At 71.2% G+C, this 17,834-nt stretch carries 21 protein-coding genes; 13 read left to right on the top strand and 8 right to left on the bottom strand.

Annotated features, from left to right (window positions below):
- The first annotated feature begins 55 nt into the window (after positions 1 to 55).
- The 3 genes from ACZ5VC_RS04720 to ACZ5VC_RS04710 all read left to right on the top strand — a co-directional run bounded on the left by ACZ5VC_RS04720 (position 56) and on the right by ACZ5VC_RS04710 (position 2,773).
- Complete coding sequence (locus ACZ5VC_RS04720; protein WP_469118629.1) at positions 56 to 862, top strand: hypothetical protein; 807 nt, start codon at positions 56 to 58, stop codon at positions 860 to 862.
- A 41-nt stretch (positions 863 to 903) separates the two neighbouring features.
- Positions 904 to 1,965, top strand: a complete 1,062-nt coding sequence (locus ACZ5VC_RS04715) for a 3-dehydroquinate synthase family protein (RefSeq protein ID WP_469118936.1) — start codon at positions 904 to 906, stop codon at positions 1,963 to 1,965.
- Between the two features lie 145 nt (positions 1,966 to 2,110).
- Positions 2,111 to 2,773 carry a flavin reductase family protein gene (locus tag ACZ5VC_RS04710; RefSeq protein ID WP_469118628.1) on the top strand — a complete coding sequence of 221 codons (663 nt, stop codon included), beginning with the start codon at positions 2,111 to 2,113 and terminating at the stop codon, positions 2,771 to 2,773.
- A 215-nt stretch (positions 2,774 to 2,988) separates the two neighbouring features.
- Here ACZ5VC_RS04710 and ACZ5VC_RS04705 read toward each other — a convergent pair whose 3' ends face one another.
- Positions 2,989 to 4,332 (bottom strand): tetratricopeptide repeat protein, encoded by a 1,344-nt coding sequence (locus ACZ5VC_RS04705; protein ID WP_469118627.1) that lies wholly within the window; start codon positions 4,330 to 4,332, stop codon positions 2,989 to 2,991.
- A 135-nt stretch (positions 4,333 to 4,467) separates the two neighbouring features.
- Between ACZ5VC_RS04705 and ACZ5VC_RS04700 the strand changes: the two genes are divergently transcribed.
- From ACZ5VC_RS04700 to ACZ5VC_RS04670, 7 genes are all read left to right on the top strand, one after another.
- The gene (locus ACZ5VC_RS04700; protein WP_469118626.1) at positions 4,468 to 4,614 is read left to right on the top strand and encodes a hypothetical protein; all 147 of its coding nucleotides are present in this window, start codon (positions 4,468 to 4,470) and stop codon (positions 4,612 to 4,614) included.
- Positions 4,615 to 4,621: 7 nt separating this feature from the next.
- On the top strand, positions 4,622 to 5,788 hold the full coding sequence (locus ACZ5VC_RS04695; protein WP_469118625.1) for a methyltransferase domain-containing protein: 1,167 nt from the start codon (positions 4,622 to 4,624) through the stop codon (positions 5,786 to 5,788).
- A gap of 66 nt (positions 5,789 to 5,854) precedes the next feature.
- Entirely contained in the window at positions 5,855 to 6,163 is a 309-nt protein-coding gene (locus ACZ5VC_RS04690) for a hypothetical protein (protein WP_469118624.1), read from the top strand.
- Positions 6,163 to 6,387: a hypothetical protein gene (locus tag ACZ5VC_RS04685; RefSeq protein WP_469118623.1), complete on the top strand. Its 225-nt coding sequence runs from the start codon at positions 6,163 to 6,165 to the stop codon at positions 6,385 to 6,387. Before ACZ5VC_RS04690 ends, ACZ5VC_RS04685 begins: the two co-directional genes overlap by 1 nt.
- A 189-nt stretch (positions 6,388 to 6,576) precedes the next feature.
- Positions 6,577 to 6,993: an SRPBCC family protein gene (locus ACZ5VC_RS04680; RefSeq protein ID WP_469118622.1), complete on the top strand. Its 417-nt coding sequence runs from the start codon at positions 6,577 to 6,579 to the stop codon at positions 6,991 to 6,993.
- Positions 6,993 to 7,421: a MarR family winged helix-turn-helix transcriptional regulator gene (locus ACZ5VC_RS04675; protein WP_469118621.1), complete on the top strand. Its 429-nt coding sequence runs from the start codon at positions 6,993 to 6,995 to the stop codon at positions 7,419 to 7,421. The genes ACZ5VC_RS04680 and ACZ5VC_RS04675 overlap by 1 nt, the downstream gene beginning before the upstream one ends.
- A gap of 778 nt (positions 7,422 to 8,199) precedes the next feature.
- Positions 8,200 to 8,877, top strand: coding sequence for a DUF2382 domain-containing protein (locus ACZ5VC_RS04670; RefSeq protein WP_469118620.1), 678 nt, complete (start codon positions 8,200 to 8,202; stop codon positions 8,875 to 8,877).
- A gap of 431 nt (positions 8,878 to 9,308) precedes the next feature.
- Here ACZ5VC_RS04670 and ACZ5VC_RS04665 read toward each other — a convergent pair whose 3' ends face one another.
- The 4 genes from ACZ5VC_RS04665 to ACZ5VC_RS04650 all read right to left on the bottom strand — a co-directional run bounded on the left by ACZ5VC_RS04665 (position 9,309) and on the right by ACZ5VC_RS04650 (position 13,104).
- Positions 9,309 to 9,839, bottom strand: a complete 531-nt coding sequence (locus ACZ5VC_RS04665) for an LppU/SCO3897 family protein (RefSeq protein ID WP_469118619.1) — start codon at positions 9,837 to 9,839, stop codon at positions 9,309 to 9,311.
- Positions 9,840 to 9,996: 157 nt separating this feature from the next.
- On the bottom strand, positions 9,997 to 10,668 hold the full coding sequence (locus ACZ5VC_RS04660; protein ID WP_469118618.1) for an HAD-IA family hydrolase: 672 nt from the start codon (positions 10,666 to 10,668) through the stop codon (positions 9,997 to 9,999).
- A 10-nt stretch (positions 10,669 to 10,678) separates the two neighbouring features.
- Positions 10,679 to 11,944 carry a Gfo/Idh/MocA family protein gene (locus ACZ5VC_RS04655; RefSeq protein ID WP_469118617.1) on the bottom strand — a complete coding sequence of 422 codons (1,266 nt, stop codon included), beginning with the start codon at positions 11,942 to 11,944 and terminating at the stop codon, positions 10,679 to 10,681.
- Positions 11,941 to 13,104: a DegT/DnrJ/EryC1/StrS family aminotransferase gene (locus tag ACZ5VC_RS04650; RefSeq protein ID WP_469118616.1), complete on the bottom strand. Its 1,164-nt coding sequence runs from the start codon at positions 13,102 to 13,104 to the stop codon at positions 11,941 to 11,943. The genes ACZ5VC_RS04655 and ACZ5VC_RS04650 overlap by 4 nt, the downstream gene beginning before the upstream one ends.
- 250 nt (positions 13,105 to 13,354) lie before the next feature.
- Here ACZ5VC_RS04650 and ACZ5VC_RS04645 point away from each other — a divergent pair, with 250 nt between their 5' ends.
- The gene (locus ACZ5VC_RS04645; RefSeq protein WP_468706157.1) at positions 13,355 to 13,795 is read left to right on the top strand and encodes a type II 3-dehydroquinate dehydratase; all 441 of its coding nucleotides are present in this window, start codon (positions 13,355 to 13,357) and stop codon (positions 13,793 to 13,795) included.
- 122 nt (positions 13,796 to 13,917) lie between these two features.
- A complete protein-coding gene (locus ACZ5VC_RS04640; RefSeq protein ID WP_469118935.1) occupies positions 13,918 to 14,706 on the top strand; it encodes a thioesterase II family protein in 789 nt (262 codons plus the stop codon).
- Here ACZ5VC_RS04640 and ACZ5VC_RS04635 read toward each other — a convergent pair.
- Entirely contained in the window at positions 14,666 to 15,388 is a 723-nt protein-coding gene (locus ACZ5VC_RS04635; protein ID WP_469118615.1) for a 4'-phosphopantetheinyl transferase family protein, read from the bottom strand. The two genes, ACZ5VC_RS04640 and ACZ5VC_RS04635, sit on opposite strands and share 41 nt — an antisense overlap.
- Positions 15,385 to 15,615 carry a hypothetical protein gene (locus ACZ5VC_RS04630; protein ID WP_469118614.1) on the bottom strand — a complete coding sequence of 77 codons (231 nt, stop codon included), beginning with the start codon at positions 15,613 to 15,615 and terminating at the stop codon, positions 15,385 to 15,387. The genes ACZ5VC_RS04635 and ACZ5VC_RS04630 overlap by 4 nt, the downstream gene beginning before the upstream one ends.
- A 118-nt stretch (positions 15,616 to 15,733) precedes the next feature.
- Between ACZ5VC_RS04630 and ACZ5VC_RS04625 the strand changes: the two genes are divergently transcribed.
- The gene (locus tag ACZ5VC_RS04625; RefSeq protein ID WP_469118613.1) at positions 15,734 to 16,621 is read left to right on the top strand and encodes an ROK family protein; all 888 of its coding nucleotides are present in this window, start codon (positions 15,734 to 15,736) and stop codon (positions 16,619 to 16,621) included.
- A gap of 187 nt (positions 16,622 to 16,808) precedes the next feature.
- On the opposite strand, the gene ACZ5VC_RS04620 is transcribed toward ACZ5VC_RS04625, so the two are convergent.
- Positions 16,809 to 17,765 carry an AfsR/SARP family transcriptional regulator gene (locus ACZ5VC_RS04620; RefSeq protein ID WP_469118612.1) on the bottom strand — a complete coding sequence of 319 codons (957 nt, stop codon included), beginning with the start codon at positions 17,763 to 17,765 and terminating at the stop codon, positions 16,809 to 16,811.
- Positions 17,766 to 17,834 lie beyond the last annotated feature (69 nt).

The raw sequence follows: 17,834 nt of genomic DNA, 5'->3' as shown, positions 1-17,834 counted from the left end.
CAACCGACTCATCCGATTCATTCGATTCATTCGACTCACACCGAGGTGATCCGCAGTGACGCGCAACTGGTTGTACTGCCGGCTGTCCGGCCAGGCCTGGGCCGACCAGGGCGCCGCCCTGGCCCCGCGGCTGCCCGCCGACATCACCGGGGCGCTCGCCCCGCTCCGCGACGGCCGGGCCGGGCACTGGTTCTTCCACCCGCTGCGGGACGCCTCCGGCACACCCGGAACCGAACTGTGGCTGAGCGCCGACGAGCGGACCACGCGGTACGTCCTCGGGACGCTCCTCACCGAGGCGGACCGTACGGGCACCCGCATGTTCCACCGCTACGAGGAGCGCAGGCCCGCGTTCACCGACGAACTGTCCATGAGATCCAGCGAACTCGCGCTGGCCGTCGGCGAGGCGGGCGGACTGTGTGCCGAGGACCGGCTCGACCTCGCCGTCCTGCACCTGCGGCACGTCGCCGCCCTCGTCCCGGCCGCCGACCGGTCCGCGTTCCTCTTCCTCTGCTGGCAGCACTGGGCCTCCGGAATACGTCCCGACCTACGCCTGGAACTCGGCCGCAGAGCCACCGTCGAGGGCCGCGACCGGCTCGCGGCCCCGGCCGCCCTGCCGGTGTCCGTCGCCGACGAGCGCACGTCCGAGGCCTGGCGCGCCTACCTGCGCACCCTCGACACGGCCGTCGGCGACCAGGAGGTCTCCGGCGAACTCCCCGGCAACTACCTGCTGTTCGAGCACACACACCTGACCCACCAGCGGCTCGGTGTGTCCCAGGAGTCCGAAGCGCTCGCCGCGCTGATCCTGCGGACCGCCCCCGAGTCCGCCCTCGCTTCACCCCTACCGGTCTTCCAGACGGCGTGACCGGAACGACAACCCACCACGGGAGGACCTCCATGGCCTTGATGACCGCGCCGGAGACCGGCGCCTCGTCCACGGACCCGGGCGAACGAAGGAGCGTCGACGTCGACCTCGGCGACCGCTCGTACACCGTCCACATCGGCCCCGGAGTACGGCACCTGCTCCCCGGGATCGTCGCGGAGACCGGCGCCCACCGCGTGGTGGTCGTCTCCGCCCGCCCCGAGGACTGGGTGCCCGACCCCGGCGTACCGTCCCTGCTGATCCGGGCCCGCGACGGCGAGGTCGACAAGAACCTCGTCACCGTCGACGAACTCTGCCGTGCCTTCGCCGGGTTCGGGCTCACCCGGCAGGACGTGGTGATCAGCTGCGGCGGGGGGACCACCACGGACACGGTGGGCCTCGCCGCGGCCCTCTTCCACCGTGGGGTCCCCGTCATCCATCTGCCGACCTCCCTGCTCGCCCAGGTCGACGCGAGCATCGGCGGGAAAACGGCGGTGAACCTCCCCGAGGGGAAGAACCTCGTCGGGACGTACTGGCAGCCCAAGGCGGTCCTGTGCGACACGGACTACCTGAGCACGCTCCCGGAACGGGAAATGATCAACGGCTACGGGGAGCTGGCGCGGGCCGCGTTCATCGGCGCCGGCGACCTCAGGCACCTTCCGCTGCACCAGCAGATCGCGGCGAGCGTCGCGCTCAAGGCGTCCGTCGTGATGACCGACGAGCGGGACGCCGGCCCGCGCCACCTCCTCAACTACGGGCACACGCTGGGCCACGCCCTCGAGATCGCGACGGACTTCGCCCTCAAGCACGGCGAGGCGGTCGCCATCGGCACGGTCTTCGCGGGCCGCCTGGCCGGAGCCCTGGGCCGCATCGACGGAGGCCGGGTCGCCACGCACCTGGAGATCGTCTCGGGCTACGGCCTGCCGACGGAGCTCCCGGAGGGGCCGACGGCGTCGGAACTGATGGCCCTGATGCGGCTCGACAAGAAGGCGGAACAGGGGCTGGCGTTCGTCCTCGACGGGCCGAGGGGCGCGGAACTGGTCCAGGACGTGGCGGAGGAGGTGGTCCGAGCCACCTTGGAATCGATGCCGCGCCGCCGCTTCTGACGACGGCGGCGCCGCGACTGGGGCCCGGCCCCCCCGGACTCCGTCCGGGGGGCCGGCCTCTCAGGTTGTCCCCGTCCCCGCGTGCGTCCCTTGACTCGTGACACTTCGGCCCGGGCCGAAACGTCCGGTTCCTAGGCTGCCCGCCATGAACATTTCCCACCGGGTGATCGAACCGAGCATCCTGTACTTCGGAACGCCAGTGGTGCTCCTGTCGACGGAGAACGAGGACGGGTCCTTCAATCTCGCCCCGATGTCCTCCGCCTGGGCACTGGGCCGGACCGTCGTGCTCGGGCTGGGCCGCGACGGCCAGACCGCGCACAACCTCCGCAGCAGGCCCGATCTGGTGATCAGCCTGCCGGCCCCGGACCAGTGGCCGGCGGTGGAGCGGCTGGCGCCGCTGACCGGCCGTCATCCCGTGCCCTCCACCAAGCCCATGGGCTGCCGCTTCGAACCGGACAAGTTCGCCGCGGCCGGGCTGAGCAGCGTGCCCTCCCTGGTGGTGAGGCCGCCTCGCGTCGCCGAATGCCCGATCCAGCTGGAGGCCCACGCGGAACGGGTGCGGCCGGACGTCTCCGGAGAATGCGTCATCGTCGAGGCCATCGTGCGCAAGGTCCACGCCGACTGCCGCATCGCCGTCCCCGGCACCGACCACATCGACCCGGCCGCGTGGAGCCCCCTCATCTACAACTTCCGCCACTACTTCGGCCTCGGCCCGGAGCTCGGCCACTCCTACCGCACCCAGACTCCCCGCGTGCTGGACGGCCCCGCCGTCGAGGACGCCCTGGCCGGCACCGCACCCCACTCCTGATCCCGGACCGACCACCGCATCTCTGCGACATGCGGCACGCGTAGCCCGGCATCGGAGCGTGGGTGGTGGCGGGGGCCGGGGCCTCCGGTGGGGGGTGCCCGGACTGCAGCCTCACCGCGCTCCGCGCGAGCTCCGGTGCTTTACGTCCGGACACCCCCCACCTGCGACCCCGACCCCCTCCCGTACGTCGGCCGCGGTCCCACCCGGGAAGTCCCTCACACGCTCTGCGCCCTGAGCATGGGACGCGCCCGGTCGTACAGCTCCCGGGCGGGCGCGTTCTGCAGGTACGGACGGATGGCGGAAATCATGACCCGGACCCGGTCGTCACAGCGGCCGGACTGAACGTGCGGATAGTCGTCGAGGGCCTGGTGCCAGTCGATGCATGCCTCTTCGAGCCGGCCGATCTCGAGCTTCCGCTCGGCGAGCATCGCGTTGTACCGGACGCGTGTGCGCCGGAAGACGGGCTCCCGCAAGCGGTTCGCCAGCTCGAGGGACTCGATCGAACCCCTGACGTCGCCCAGTTCATATCGGACTTGCCCGATGTGGTAGTTCAGCGAGGAGGGATCGTAGGAGCCGAACGCCTTCGCGCGGGATTCGGCCTTCTCCATCGCGTCCTCGGCTTCCTTGACCTTCCGTAGCGCCCGAGTCCGGTCGCCCGTCCGTGCCGCTGCGTGGGCCTGCTGCCCGGTCAGGAACGCCAGCATCCGAGGACCGGCCTGCGGGGCGGCGGCGGATGCGGCGTCCGCGAGCCGCACGGACGTCTGTCCGTGACCGAGGTCGACTGCTTGCACACTCATCCCGCGCAGGGTCGTGCAGTAGGTCAGGTGATCGCCCGCGGCCCCCGCCAGCTCCAGGGCCTTGGTGTAATACCGCTGAGCCAGGCCGTCCGCGCGTTCGTCCATCGCCATGTACCCCGTGAGGTACAGATGATCGGAGGCAGCGGAGAGCATGGCCCTCCGTACCTCGTCCGGCGCTGCGGCCTTCAGGTACGGAGCGATCGTGTTGACGAGGAACGCGGCCGCCAGGGGGCGGGCCATCCGGCCGCCGAAACGGTCGTCGATATCGCTTATGTGCCCGGTCATCGAAACCACCGCATCGACCTCGGCGAATCCGATACGGGTGTGCGGGTCGCTGCGCAGCAGCGCGAAACGCTCAAGCACGTCCGGCCAGCCGGGGATCGCCAGAGCGGCGGAAAAGAGCCCTGCTCCCAGCACCGCCCGCCGCGACGGGTCCATGTCCGCGCTCCCCAGGTCGATCAGGCCTGCCACGGTATCCGTAGGTTCCGGCGAGAGATCGGGAGATGTCGAGAATCCCGCCTCGAAAGCGGTGATCGGCCTGTTGAGCCTGCGTGCCAGCGCTTCGAGGATGAGTGGGCGAACCGCCTTCCGGGGCATCGTGCCCGTCATCCAGTGAGGGACCGCGGACTCGTCGTAATCCGCGTTGACTCCCGACTCGACGCCCGCTCGACCGATCGCACGGACGAACTGACCGTTGGTCCATCCGGTCTCGGCGAAGAGCCGGGCGAGAGACGTATTCGGCGTGCGGGTCGGTCGTGTCACGGTGAGCTCCCCCGAACTTTCAAGGCTTTCAAGGTTCCGCGCCTCTCCCACCGTACTCACTTTCCGTTGCGGCCAGTTGACTTGATGTCATGGCAGGGCGGGGCCAACCGCACTGTACGAAGAGAGGAGAGGGTCATGGGTGGACAGCACGGCGGAGGCACGGGATCCGGTCAGGGCGGCAGCCAGCAGGACGACTCCAACAGCGGGGCTGGACACGGTGGCGGCGGGTCCGACGAAGGTGGCAACACCTCCGACGGCTCCGGCCCGACCACCGGGAAGTAGAGGGCCGGTGACCACGCGCGCGGAGGAGGCGCGGCCCGAGGACCTTGCCTCCCTTCTCGTCGAAGCGGGCGCGCTGAGCTCCGATTGGCTGCCTTCGTTCAAGGCGGTCCCCCGAGAGCTGTTCGTGCCGGACCGCATCTGGCCGGGCATCCCCGACGGCACTCGCCAGCGAGCCCTCATCTCGCGTGAAGAGGACCCTCAGGCGTGGCGTGCCGCCGTGTACTCCGACATTCCGCTGACGACTCAGTGGGACGACGGCCGGCACCGGGGCGACGGTCTCGGCACCATGCCCACCAGCTCCAACTCCATGCCGCGGATGGTCTTCTCCATGCTCGCCGACCTCGACGTCCAGGAGGGCCACAGGGTGCTGGAGATCGGCACCGGTACGGGCTGGAATGCCGGACTGCTCGCCCACCGCCTCGGTGACGGCAACGTCGTGAGCATCGAGTACGACGAAGGCGTAGCGCGGAGCGCGGAGGAGAACCTGCACCGGGCAGGACTGCGTCCGCCGGTGGTCGTGGGGGACGGCCGCCTCGGATACGGCGACCGAGCCCCGTATGACCGGGTCATCGCCACGTGTTCCGTCGGAGTCGTCCCGTACCCCTGGGTCTCACAGACCCGCGCCGGCGGGGTCGTCCTCGCCCCCTGGGGGCCGGAGTACGGAGGGGAGCACATCGTGCGGCTGGTCGTCTCCGGCGACGGCACGGCCACGGGTCACTTCACCCGCTCCTCCGCTTTCATGCGGCTTCGCCAACAGCGGGGGCAGCGACCGCCGTTCGACGCCTATCTGAAGGGCAGGTCCTGGCCCGCCGAAGGCCGGAAGAGCACGACCGCTCTCTCCCCGGCGGCCACCGGAGGCTGGCTTGCCCAGTTCGTGATCGGCCTGCGTGTTCGGGGCACCTTCTGGCGCGCTGAGCGCTACGAGGGGGGCGCTTACACCTTGTGGCTCTACAGCACGGACACCGCGTCCTGGGCCTCCGCGGATTTCGTACCGGACGCCGACATGTACGAGGTCTACCAGTCGGGCCCCCGGCAGTTGTGGGACGAAGTAGAGACCGCGTACCGATGGTGGCAGCGAAGGGGGCGGCCGGACCACGACCGATTCGGGCTCACCGTCACCCCGGACGGGACCCGCGCGTGGCTCGACGATCCAGCCGACCACTGGACCGTATGACGCCAGGGCCCCGGTGACGGAGGCACCCGTCCCGGGGCATGGCCGATCTGAATGGAGCAGACCGACATGACCGACCTTATCCGCGCGCTCGCCCGGTGGGCGAGGCCGCTGTTGGCGCCGCGTGGCCGCCGCCCCGTAGCCGCCTGCCAACCCGTCCGGGTGACGCGCCTCGTACCCGGACGGGTACGGCCACCCCTTCCGGCGCCGCGCTCGCCGTACGGGCTCGACACACCGCTGGACGGCGGTGCCACCGCTCTGGTCCGTCCGTACCTGACGGCCCACGAGCAGCGGCACCGTCGGCTCGCTCTGGTGCTCGCGGCGGACTTCGGCATCGATGTGGACGCGCACGTCGTCAGCGGACAGGGGGCGGTCTGATGGCAGTACCCGAACGCCTCCCCCTGCGCATGTGCGTGCGGTGCGAGAGGTTCAGCCCGAATCCGGTGGTCGTCTCCGAGGTGCACGCCGGCTCCGGGCCGGGCTTCAACGTCTACGCCTGTACGGCGTGCGCGCCGTACTACCCGGCGCCGCCGGACGTACTGGAGCTGTTCGAACCCCGCGACCGGAACGGGCGGAAGGAGAGCGACCGGCCGGCCAATTGAGCCCCGGGGCCCTGGGTTCACTCGGTCCCGGTCACTTCTGGTGGTGGCTGCCCTCTCCCCGCCTGCGGCGGTCTTCGCGGCCCCTCAAGGGCGCGCTCCCCGTCGCGTCGCTGCCCGAGGGAGGGCACTCGACAGATAGTCTTCGTGGAGATAATCTATGGACACATCATTTGGACGAGGAGGCCCCGCATGTGGGAGTACGAGCACAGCATCGAGACCGGTGCCACCCCCGAGGCGATCTGGCGACTCTGGGCCGATGTCGCGAACTGGGGCACCTGGAACGCCGAGATCGAGAAGATCGAGATCAGCGGCCCGTTCGCGGTCGGCACGGAGATCACGATGACGCCGGCCGGGGACGACCCGGTACTGCTGCGCGTCGCCGAGGTCGTCGAAGGTGAACTGTTCGTCGACGAGGTCCGCTTCGGCGACCTGCTGCTGCGCACCGTCCACCGGATCGACCGGGTCGACGAGGCCCGGAGCCGGGTGGTCTACCGCATGGAGATCACCGGCACCGGCGCGGACGAGGCCGGCCCGCAGATCGGCCCGGGCATCACCGCCGACTGGCCCGACACCATGGCCTCGCTGGTCGGGCTGGCTCTGCGCTGATGCCTCTCAGCCCCGGCGAGAGTCCAGGATTCCTGCTGTGGCACGCCACACTGCGCTGGCAGCGTGACATCGCCACAGCCCTGGCCCCCCTCGGTCTCACCCACGTGCAGTTCGTGCTGCTCGCCTGCGCCTGGTGGCTCAACACCCAGGGCGAGCACCCCAACCAGCTGACCCTCGCCCGCCAGGCCGGCACCGACGTCAAGATGACCTCCCAGGTGCTGCGCACCCTGGAACAGAAAGGACTCATCGAGCGCGAAGTCGACCCGGCCGACACCCGCGCCAAGCGACTGCGCGTCACCGACACCGGCGCCGACCTGGCCCCGCGCGCGATTGCCGCGGTCGAGCGCGCCGACGCGCTGTTCTTCCAGCCGGTGCCCCTCGACGAGGCGGTAGCCCTGCTCGGCCGCCTGGCTCACCCCGAACCCTGAAAAGCCCTTTCCGGGCGGTCCAGGGTGGTACGACTGAGGTTTTCGGTCTGGCATCGGGTAGGGACGGTCGGTGACCCCTGCGGTATGCCGGTGGTATGCGTTATGCCGAGGGTGGGTCGGAGGCCCTGCGTTCGGCGGAGCTGAGGCGTGAGCCACCAGGTCATCTGGGAACCCGAGGCCCTCGGCCAGGCGGAAAGTTCTCCGCAAGGGACGCCCCCGCCGGGTTGCGGCCGGTCTTCACGGCCGTCGACCACCTCGTCGGCGACCCCCGGCCCGATGGCGCGTTCGGCAACGCCGACGGCTGCGCATCCATGTCGGCGCCTGCCGCGTGATGTACGAGATCAACGACCAGCAGGTCCGGATCAGCGTCATCCATCTCGGACGCCTGCGCTGAAGCGCAACCGAAGGGACGGTCTTCGCGGAGGCCGCCGCCTTCGGCGTTCCCGCACTTCCCTAGGCCGGAATGGGACGGGCCGGGGAGCTGGAGCCGCCGGTCCTCGCCAGCCGTCACATTGGCGGCGAAACGGCCGCTCCGTGGGAAGGCGGGGCCAGCGCGTGCTCCCCGCCATGAGCCTCTGATGAGCCCCGCCACCACACCTGTCCGCCCTGCTCGGGTCCTTCCGGGGCTGCCTGAGACGCGTGAGGGCAGACAGGCGCGGGCGGTAGCGGGATTCCAGAAACCCGACCAATATGGGAAGGAAAGTTCCGTAAGCGTGCTTCCACGCGATTCCTCCGGGTTAGGCGAAACGGTGACCGCGTGGGCAGGAGGCACACCGAGATGATCACTCAGGCACAGATTGCCACCGTGTTGGACCACTCGGTCCATGACGCCGTTGGAAACAAGATTGGCGACGCCAAACATATCTTCCTCGATGCTGTCACCGGCCAGCCCGAGTGGGTCAGCGTCAAGACGGGTCTGTTCGGCGCCAGTGAATCTTTCGTTCCCCTTCATGAGGCCACCATGGTCGAGGACCACCTTGAGGTTCCCTACGCCAAGGACACGGTCAAAGACGCCCCCAATGCCGACGTCGACGCCGGGGGCGCTCTCTCATCTGACGAGGAACACCGCCTGTACGAGCACTACGGCATCAAATGGGAGGACGGCGGGCAGCAGGCCAGCCAGCCTGGCCAGGGCAGACGGACCCCCACTGACTCCCGGGCCGTCACCGACGCCTCCACTGCAGAGGCCTCGCTCCACTACGACGACACGACCGCCTCAGGCATCGCCCGCAGCGGCAAAGAGGACGTCGACACCAGCGCGCCCCAGCGCGATTACGACGGCACCACCGCCTCAGGCATCGCCCGCAGCGGAACAGCGTCTGCCCGATCTGACAGCTCCGAACGGCGTGAGGCAACGGCGGACTCCGAGGAACAGGGGCGCGCCGCCACGGAACAACCTGGTACAGGGCGAGCACGGCTGCGTATGTACGTGGCTCCCGAAGAGCGGCGAACGTAACTGGACGAAGAGACCAAACGCCGCCGTGAGGAAGACCTCGTGCACGAGGGAGACGTCGAGGGCGACGAGCTGTAGCAGCCCCACACACCAAGGCCGACCGGACGGCAGCCACCCGGCCGGGCCTTGACACGTCCCGCCCCCAGGCGCCTCCTGCTGCCCGGCGCTGTCCGCCATTACTGAGGTCTTGAGGGTGGGGTCGGTGGGCTCCAGGCCAGGCTGGCGGTAAGGGCATCCGTCGATGAGGCGGGGGTCGAAGCTGGGTGGGCCGTAGGCCTCGTTTACGGCTGGCGATACCTGCGACGCCGCCCCATTCCACCGCCGCCCAGCTCTGACCCGCACACGCCAACCCCGCCGGCCCGGGTCAGCCCGGGGGCCGGGCCCGCACCCCCGACCCGGCCCACCCCTACGCGCGGGGCCTCGCGGCCGCCCGTCTACTTCTTGATCTCGTCGATGCAGAGCACGAACTGCTTGCCCGAGCTGCGCCGTCCACCGCGGGTCTGTTCCTGGTAGCCGATGTCCGACGTGCCCTTGCACTGGGCGGTGTCCAGGGTGTCGGGGATCACCTTGACCACCTTGTACGTGGCCTCGGCGCCCCCGCACTCCACGACCTGCAGGTCGGGCGAGATCGTGGACCCGTTGTTCTTGAGGCAGTCCCCGGCCTCCGCGTGGTCGGCGTCGTCCTGGCTCGCGAAGTAGCCCACCACACACATGATGAGGACGACCACGGCGCCGATGCCCTTGAGGATCTTCATGATGCCTATGCCCCCGCTCCGGGACGGCGGAGCCGGAGCCGGCGGCGGGGGAGCGGACCATTGCTGTTGCTGCTGGGGCGGGTACGGCTGCTGTGGCTGCTGCTGGGGGTACCCGTACCCCGGCTGGGGCGAATACCCCTGCGGCGGCTGCTGTGCGTACGGGCCGGGCTGACCGTACGGGCCGGGGCCCTGTTGCGGCGGATGGGTCATGTGGGAGTCCCCCGTGAGCGTGTGTACGTCCTTTTGACGCGAGCACGCTATAGCAACCGCTCAACGGTCCACGCACCCGGGAGCATTGAGGCGAGCACGCGCAGGCCCCGGCCCCCGTTCGTGGGGGTCGGGGCCAGGGCCCACGCGGGAGGAGCGGTTACACCGTGTCCAGGACCGGGAGCAGGGCCAGCAGGTCCGACGGGGAGTGGAGGATCGCGTCGGGTGCCGCCGCCACCAGGTCCGCCTCGTCGACGTCCGCCCACATCGCCGCGACCGCCGCGACCCCCGCGCCCCGCGCGCTCGTCAGGTCCGTGACCGCGTCGCCGACCATCAGGGCCCTCTCCGGGGCGACGTCCATCAGCCGCAGGGCCAGGCGCACGATGTCCGGTGCGGGCTTGGGGCGGTCGACCTCGTCCGAGCCGATGATGTGCTCGAAGACGTCGGCGATGCCCAGCGAGGCCAGGAGCGAGCGGGCCCGCGGGCCGCTCTTCCCGGTCGCGACGGCCATCCGTATGCCCCTGGCGTGCAGTTCGCGCAGGAGGTCGACCACGCCGTCGAAGACCGGCACCTGGTGTTCCAGGCGATAGCTCTCCCGGACGAAGGGTGCCTCCATCTCCTTGGGAAGCCCCATGATCCGCATGATGTCGGGGAAATATCGGCCCTGGTGCCGGTTGTACTCCTCGAAGGGCGCGGGGCCGTCGCCGACGGCCTCCGCGTACGCCACCGTGAACGCCTGGCGCATCACCTCGAAGCTGTCCACGAGGACGCCGTCCAGGTCGAACACGATCGCCCGGGTGCCGCGGTTGTGCCAGTCGATGTTCTGGGTCATGGGGCTTTCCTCACCGGTGAGTCGGGGCGGGGGTCGCCCGCCCGTTCGTGGGGACGTCGGCGCTGCCCGGACGTACCGGAGATGCGATACGTACGACGGGCGCCGGATGTGCGGTCACTGCCTTGTCCTGCTGGGCGGCCTCCGCCGCCTCCGCGGCTGCTGCCGCCGCCACGGCCGCCCGCGCCTCGCGGGCCTCCCGCGCCGTCGCGTAGATCCGCTCGATCACGGTGATCGTCCGCCGTGTCTCGCGCACCGCCCGCCCGTGGCTCGCCGGGTCGGCGAGCAGCGCCGGCAGTTCGTCGAGCTGCCGCATGTACTCCGCGCCGATGGGCTCCACGGGGAAGGGGATCTCCGTGACCGTGCCGTCCTTCGTCAGCGTCAGCTCCGCGGACTCGACGCGGTTGGGGCTGAACCCGAAGGTGCAGCGAAGCGTCGCCGTGCCCTCGCTGCCGTCGACCCGGATCACGGTGACGTCGTGCGGCTCGTGCGAGGCCCAGCTCGCCCGCAGCCCCACGGAGACGCCGCTGTCGGTGACGAGGAAGCCGCGTGCGGTGTCCTCGACGTCGCCCTCGGCCTCGGGGGCGTCCTCGGGCCGGTCCTCGCGCCAGGCGGCGCGGGCCGCGGCGCTGCGGACGAAGTCGTCGGAGACCGTGCCGAGCGCCTGGTCGAAGCTGACGTCGCCGAGCAGCGGCGCCACCGTGTCCAGGAGGTGCCAGCCGAGGTCGACGAGGGCCCCGCCGCCGGAGTACTGGCGCTGGGTGAACCAGCCGCCCGCGTCCGGGATGCCCCGCGCCCGGACCCAGGAGAGGTCCACGTGCCGGATGTGCCCGAGATTGGCGACGAGTTCCCGCAGTGCGAGAACATCGGCGCGGTAGCGCGCGGCGCTTCCGGCGAGCAGCAGGGACCCCCCGCCGGTCTCCGCCGCCGCGAGCTGCTCGGCCTCCTCAGAGTTGAGGCAGACCGGCTTCTCCAGGAAGACGGGGATGCCGTTGACCAGGAGCCGGCAGGCGATCGTCGCGTGCAGATGGTTCGGTACGGCGACGACGGCCAGGTCGGCGATCTCAGGCGTCAGTTCGTCGACGCTGGTGAGCAGCTGGGTGCCGGTGCGGTCGTGTACGGCCGCGGCCAGGGCGGCCCGGTCCGGGTCGACGACCGCGGTGACGGCGAAGGAGAGGTGTTCGCGCAGCCGCGGCAGCCAGATGGACTTGGCGGCCCAGCCGAGCCCCACGACGGCGACGCGGACGACGCGGCCTCCGCCGGACGGCGCGGCGCTCATGCCTCCGCCAGTGTGTCCGCGATGATCTCGGCGACCTGGTGCATCTGCTGCGGCGTGCCGAGCAGCGTGCGGTGGTGCAGCCAGATGGCGTCGTTGTTGATGGCCTCGGTGTTGGGGCAGCGGGCCGCCACCTGCTCGACCGTCTCGTCCGGGGCGCCGGACTCCCAGAAGCCGTCCGAGCGGTAGATGGCGCGGAAGGCGATGAACGCGGGCAGGCCGCGCTCGATGAGCTTGTCGACGAGCTCGTTGCGCTTATCCTCGGCCAGGCCCGGGATGCGGAACATCGCCATGTAGTGGGGGTGCGAGGTGACGCGCGGGTCGTGCTTCTGCGGGACGACGCCGGGGATTTCGGCGAGCAGTGAGTCGAGCAGCTCGGAGCGGGCCTGCCGGGTGGCGAGCTGGGAGGGGTAACGGGCCAGCTGGGCGCGGAGCACGGAGGCGGAGAACTCGTTCATCCGGAAGTTGGAACCGGACGTCTGGTGGTAGTACTTGCGGTCGGTGCGCGGCCGGCCGCAGGAGTGGCGCAGGAAGGCCTCCTCGTACAGCTCGCGGGTGGGGAACAGCACCAGACCGCCCTCGCCGGCCGTCATCAGCTTGCCGTTCTGGAAGCTGAACGCGGCGACCGAGCCGAGCTCGCCGTAGTTGCGGCCCTGCCATTCGCCGCCCTGGCCGTGGCAGGCGTCCTGGATGATCGGGATGCCCTTGTCGGCGGAGAGCTTCTCCAGCGCGTCCATGTCCGAGAAGTGACCGGCCATGTGCACCGGCATGATCGCCTTGGTGCGCGGGGTGATGGCCGCCTCGGTGGCGGCGACGTCCAGGCAGTACGTCTCGGGGTCGACGTCGACCGGGACGGCGACGGCGCCCAGGCGCTGGGCCGCCTGCGACGAGGAGATGAAGGTGAAGGCGGGCACGATGACCTCGGTGCCGGGGCCGACGCCGAGCACCTGGAGGGCCAGCTCCAGGGCGTGCGTGCCGTTGGTGACGGCGAGGGCGTACTGCGCGCCGTGGAACTCGGCGAACTCCCGCTCGAAGGAGTCGACTTCGCTGCCTCCCATCCGCCACCACTGCCCCTGCTCCAGCGCGCGGATCAGGCCGGCCCGCTCCTCGTCGCCGTACTGGGGCCACTGGGGAAGTTCGAGAGGCTGTCGGTTACCAGACATGCTCAACCAATCCTTCTTTTCGAGGGGAACCTGTGCCGGGTAATGAATTCGGCATAGAATTCAACCGGTCTGGCGGGGGCCTTTCCACGCCGCGGTTATCACGCTACCCCACGGATAACGACGCTTCCCATCCCCTAGGCACCCCCCTGTATACCCCCTTGAATTTCCCGCTCCACCCCCTGCGGTTTCCCGCCGATGGAAAAGGGTGCTAGAAATTCTGCATTCTCCCCGAATGCAGAGAGGTGGGACCGTGAGCGCAATACTCCTGGTCAACGGCCCGAACCTGGGCATACTCGGCCGCCGTGAACCCGAGGTCTACGGAACGGCCACCCTGTTCGACATCGAGCAGGCCATCGAGAAGGAGCTCGCCGAGCGTGGGTACGACCTCGTGTCCGTACAGCGCGAATCGGAGGGCGAGCTGATCAAGGCGATCCAGGAGCACTACTACACGGTGGGCGCCATCGTGAATCCCGGTGCTCTCATGATCAATGGCTGGGGGCTGCGGGACGCTCTGGCGAGCTATCCGCGTCCCTGGATCGAAGTGCATCTGTCGAACGTCTGGGCGCGCGAGCAGTTCCGGCACGAGTCGGTACTCGCCCCGCTCGCGCACGGCGTGATCGTCGGCATGGGGGCGCTCGGCTATCCCCTCGCCGCGCGTGCGCTGCTCGGCATGACCTCGCCCGGCATGTGACGAGCGTCGACGCTCCCCGGGGGCCGGCCCCGTCCACCGGCCCCGGCCCCCGGACCCAGGCACCCCCTCGGTCCGGCCAGGACGGCCGGACCGCCATCGTGAGGTGAACTCCCGTGACACCCCTGACCGTTGAATCGACATCCCCGACCGGTGGTCCGACCGGCGCCGCGTTCGACCGCGACGCGTGGATCCGGCGCTACCACCCGGCGCCGGACGCCGCCGTGCGACTGGTGACGCTGCCGCACGCGGGCGGCTCCGCGCCCTGGTTCCGCCCCTTCTCGGCCGCGCTCTCCCCGGACATCGAGGTGCTGTCTGTGCAGTACCCGGGCCGCCAGGACCGGTTCCGCGAGGAGCCCGTCACGGACGTCGGCGCCCTCGCCGACCTGATCACGGAGGCGCTCGAGCCGTGGACCGACGCGCCGCTGGCCCTCTTCGGGCACAGCATGGGCGCCACCGTCGGCTTCGAGGTCGTCCAGCGGCTGGAGCGCCGGGGCACCCCGCCGGTGGCGTTCTTCGCCTCCGGCCGCCCGGCCCCGGGCCTCGACCGAGAGCACCTGATCCACCGCCTCGACGACGCCGGCCTGCTGAAGGAGCTGGAGGCGCTCAGCGGGACGGACCCCCGGGTTTTCCAGGACGAGGAACTGCTGCGGCTGATGCTGCCGGTGATCCGTGGCGACTACCGCGCCGTGGAGACCTACCGCTGCGCGCCCGGCGCGACGATCGGCTGCCCCGTGACCGTACTGGTGGGGGACAGCGACCCGCGCGTCTCCGTCGACGACGCGGCCGCCTGGGAGCAGCACGTGCCCGCGGGCATCGACTTCCATGTGTTCCCCGGAGGGCACTTCTTCCTCGCCGACCACCCGCAGGCCATCACCGCGCTGGTCCGCGATGCGCTCGTGCCGGGACGCTGAGGGCCACCGCCGACAGCAGCAGACCACGGTCCGCCGCCCACCGTCCGTCGAAGCGGGTGACCTTCTCGCCGCCGAGCGGCAGACCGGGCACCAGCAGCCTGGCGGAGAACGTTCCGGCGCTCCCGCCGGCCGGGTCGAAGGCGATCTCGGCGTCCGGGAAGTCCAGCTCCCGCCCCGACAGCGGGAACCACGTCTTGTACACCGCCTCCTTGGCGCTGAAAAGCAGCCGGTCCCAGGCCACCGCGGGCCGCGCGGCGGCCAGCGCCGCCACGTGTCGCAGCTCGGCGGGCCGGGCCACGCTCGCCAACACCCCGTCGGGGAGCGGCAGATCCGGCTCGGCGTCGATCCCGAGGCCGGCCAGATCGTCGCGCCGGGCGAGCGCGGCGGCGCGGTAGCCGGTCGTGTGGGTCATGCTGCCGATGACGCCGTCGGGCCAGACGACGGCGTTGCGGCGGCCGTGCAGCAGGGGTACGGGAGGCAGCCCGAGGTCGGCGAGCGCGCGCCGCGCACACCGTCGTACGACGGTGAACTCCCGCTGCCGGGAGGGCACGGCGCCGGCGACGACCGCCCACTCCTCCTCGTACAGGCCGTCCGGCCGCGGCCCGGACCCGGTGACGGGTCCGGGATCGTCACCGAAGGCCTCGGCCCAGACGGCGACCCGCGGCAGCAGCCCTTCGATCACGGCGTACCGCTCCCGCCCTCCGCCGCGCTCGGCAGCGGACGGCCGGTCGCGGCGGCGATCACCGCCTCGACGGACTGGAGGACCACCACCCGCAGTGCCTCCAGCGGAGCCGGGGGCGCCGGAGCGGCCCCGAGGCCCCCCGCGCCCCCCGGATCTCCCGTGAAAATACGCAGAGCTGTTTCGCAGGAATTGCCGGTATCCGCCGTACGCCATTCTTCGGTGAACATGTTCCCTCCCGCTTCCGAGTGCCTGAGAAGAAGCTAGTTCGAGACATGTCCGACCGGTCCCCTATGGACCCCCCAACGCCGCCCTGCACCCTGATGGGTCATCCTCGGAGGAGAAGCCGTGAGTTATCTGGGAATAGATGTCGGAGGCACGAAGGTCGCCTTCCGCACGGAGAATTCCGGGGACGCGGGGGAGGAGACGGAATCGTCGTTCCGCTGGCCCGCGAGCCGTTGCGTTCGCGACGACCTCGCCGCGCTGGCCGAGCACACGGCCGCCCTGCGGGCGCGTCTTCCGCGGCCCGTCGAGGCGGTCGGTGTGGCGATGCCCGCGACGCTCGCCCCGGACGGGCGGGTGCGCACCTGGCCGGGCCGGCCGTTCTGGCAGGGGGTCGACCTGACGGCCGAGTTGGGGCGGCTGCTGCCGGGCGCGCGGGTGCGCTGCGCCGACGACGGCGATCTCGCGGCGCTCGCCGAGGCGGACGCGGCCCACTGCCGGGACCTGGTCTATCTGGGCGTGGGTACGGGAATCGGCGGCGGCATCGTCCTCGACGGCCGTCCGGTACCAGGGTCGGGCTCCTGCGAGGTGGGCCACACGATCGTGGACCGGCTCGCGGGCGAGCTCTGCGACTGCGGCCGCCGGGGATGCGTCCAGGCCGTCGCCTCGGGCCCCGCGACGCTGCGGCGGGCGGCGGAACTACGGGGCGTGCCGGTCGAGTTCACCGTCCTGCGGGACGGGTACGCGGCGGGTCTGCCCTGGGCCGTCGAGGCCGTCGAGGAGGGCTGCGCCGCGCTGGCCGCGGCGGCGGTGAGCCTCAGCGAACTGGTCCACCCCACGCGGATCGTGGTGGGCGGCGGCTTCGCGGCGGGCATCCCGGGCCTCGTCGACGAGGTCGCGGCCCAGGTGTCGCGTCTCGGCCGCCCCGGATGGACGCCGCCACCGGTCCACGCGGCCGTATTGGGAGGGCTGTCCTCCCTGCGCGGAGCGGTACTGCTGGCCCGCAGGCCGTGAACGCCCGTTCGGCCGCCGCCCCGGCGACGCACGTTCCGTGAAGGCCCGGCCCGTGGACCAGTGGGCCGCCCGCCGGCCGCGCCCACCGCCCCGGGAAGGGCCCCGGACAGGTGGGCCGCCGAGGCCGCCTCCCCGTCGACGCGGGGGCCGACGCCACCCATGCCCGCGCGCTCGCCCGCGCCGGGCCTCACCACAAGGACGCCCACAGCGGGTCCGCGCCCCGCCAGCGGTGGGCCATGACCAGTTCCTCGCTGCGGTCCCGGGCCGGGCGGGTGTGGGGCGTCACCGCTCCCATGGCCGCCGTGAACTGCCGGGGCGCCGGCGCCGCCTGGGGCGTCCGCTGCGGCGTGGGGGCCGGGGCGGGGGAGGGGAGCCGGCCCGGCGTGGCCAGGGACTCGTCGTGCTGGAGGATCTTCATCTCCAGGGACTGCAGTTCGCGGCCCGGGTCGAGACCGAAGGTCTCCACGAGCGCCATCCGGGTCCGCTGGTAGACGGCGAGGGCCTCGCGCTGCCGGTGGCAGCGGTAGAGCGCCACCATGAGCTGGCCGCACAGCCGCTCCCGCGTCGGCTCCGCCTCCGTCATGGCCTCGAGTTCGCGGACGATCTCGAAGTGGCGTCCGAGCGTCAGGCTCGCCTCGGCGCTGTCCTCGAACGCGGCCAGCCGCTCGTTCTCCAGCAGCGTGGTCTGCGGCCACTCGATCCCGACCTCGGTGAGGTCGGCGAGCGCGGGGCCCCGCCACTGGGCGAGCGCCTCGGCGAGGGTCGCCGCCGCCCGGTCCTGCCGGCCGTGGGACAGCTCGGCGCGCCCCCGCTCGGCCAGCGTCCGGAACCGGTGGACGTCGACCGTGTCGGGGTCGATGCGCAGCAGGTAGCCGGGCGAGCAGGTGGTGAGTTCGACGGCGCCGGCGTCCAGATCACCCTCGGCGAGCGTGCGGCGCAGGCGCGAGACCGCGTTCTGCACCATCTTGCGGGCCGTGGGCGGCGCGTCGTGGCCCCAGACCGCCCGTACGAGGGCGCTGGTGGCGACGACCTTGTTGCTGTGGAGCAGCAGGTACCCGAGCGCCGCGCGCTGGACCATGCCGCCCAGGGCCAGGGGCGTACCGCCGCTGAGGACTTCGACCGGACCGAGGACTCCGAACTTCACCGTGACCACCGTCTCTGGCAGGGCTGGAGGACAACTGACGACTGCACCCCCTTAAGAAACCAACCGCCC

The organism is Streptomyces sp. NPDC033174, from assembly GCF_055577795.1.
Note: the sequence above shows the minus strand (reverse complement) of the source record. Positions and strands in the feature narration are given on the sequence as shown.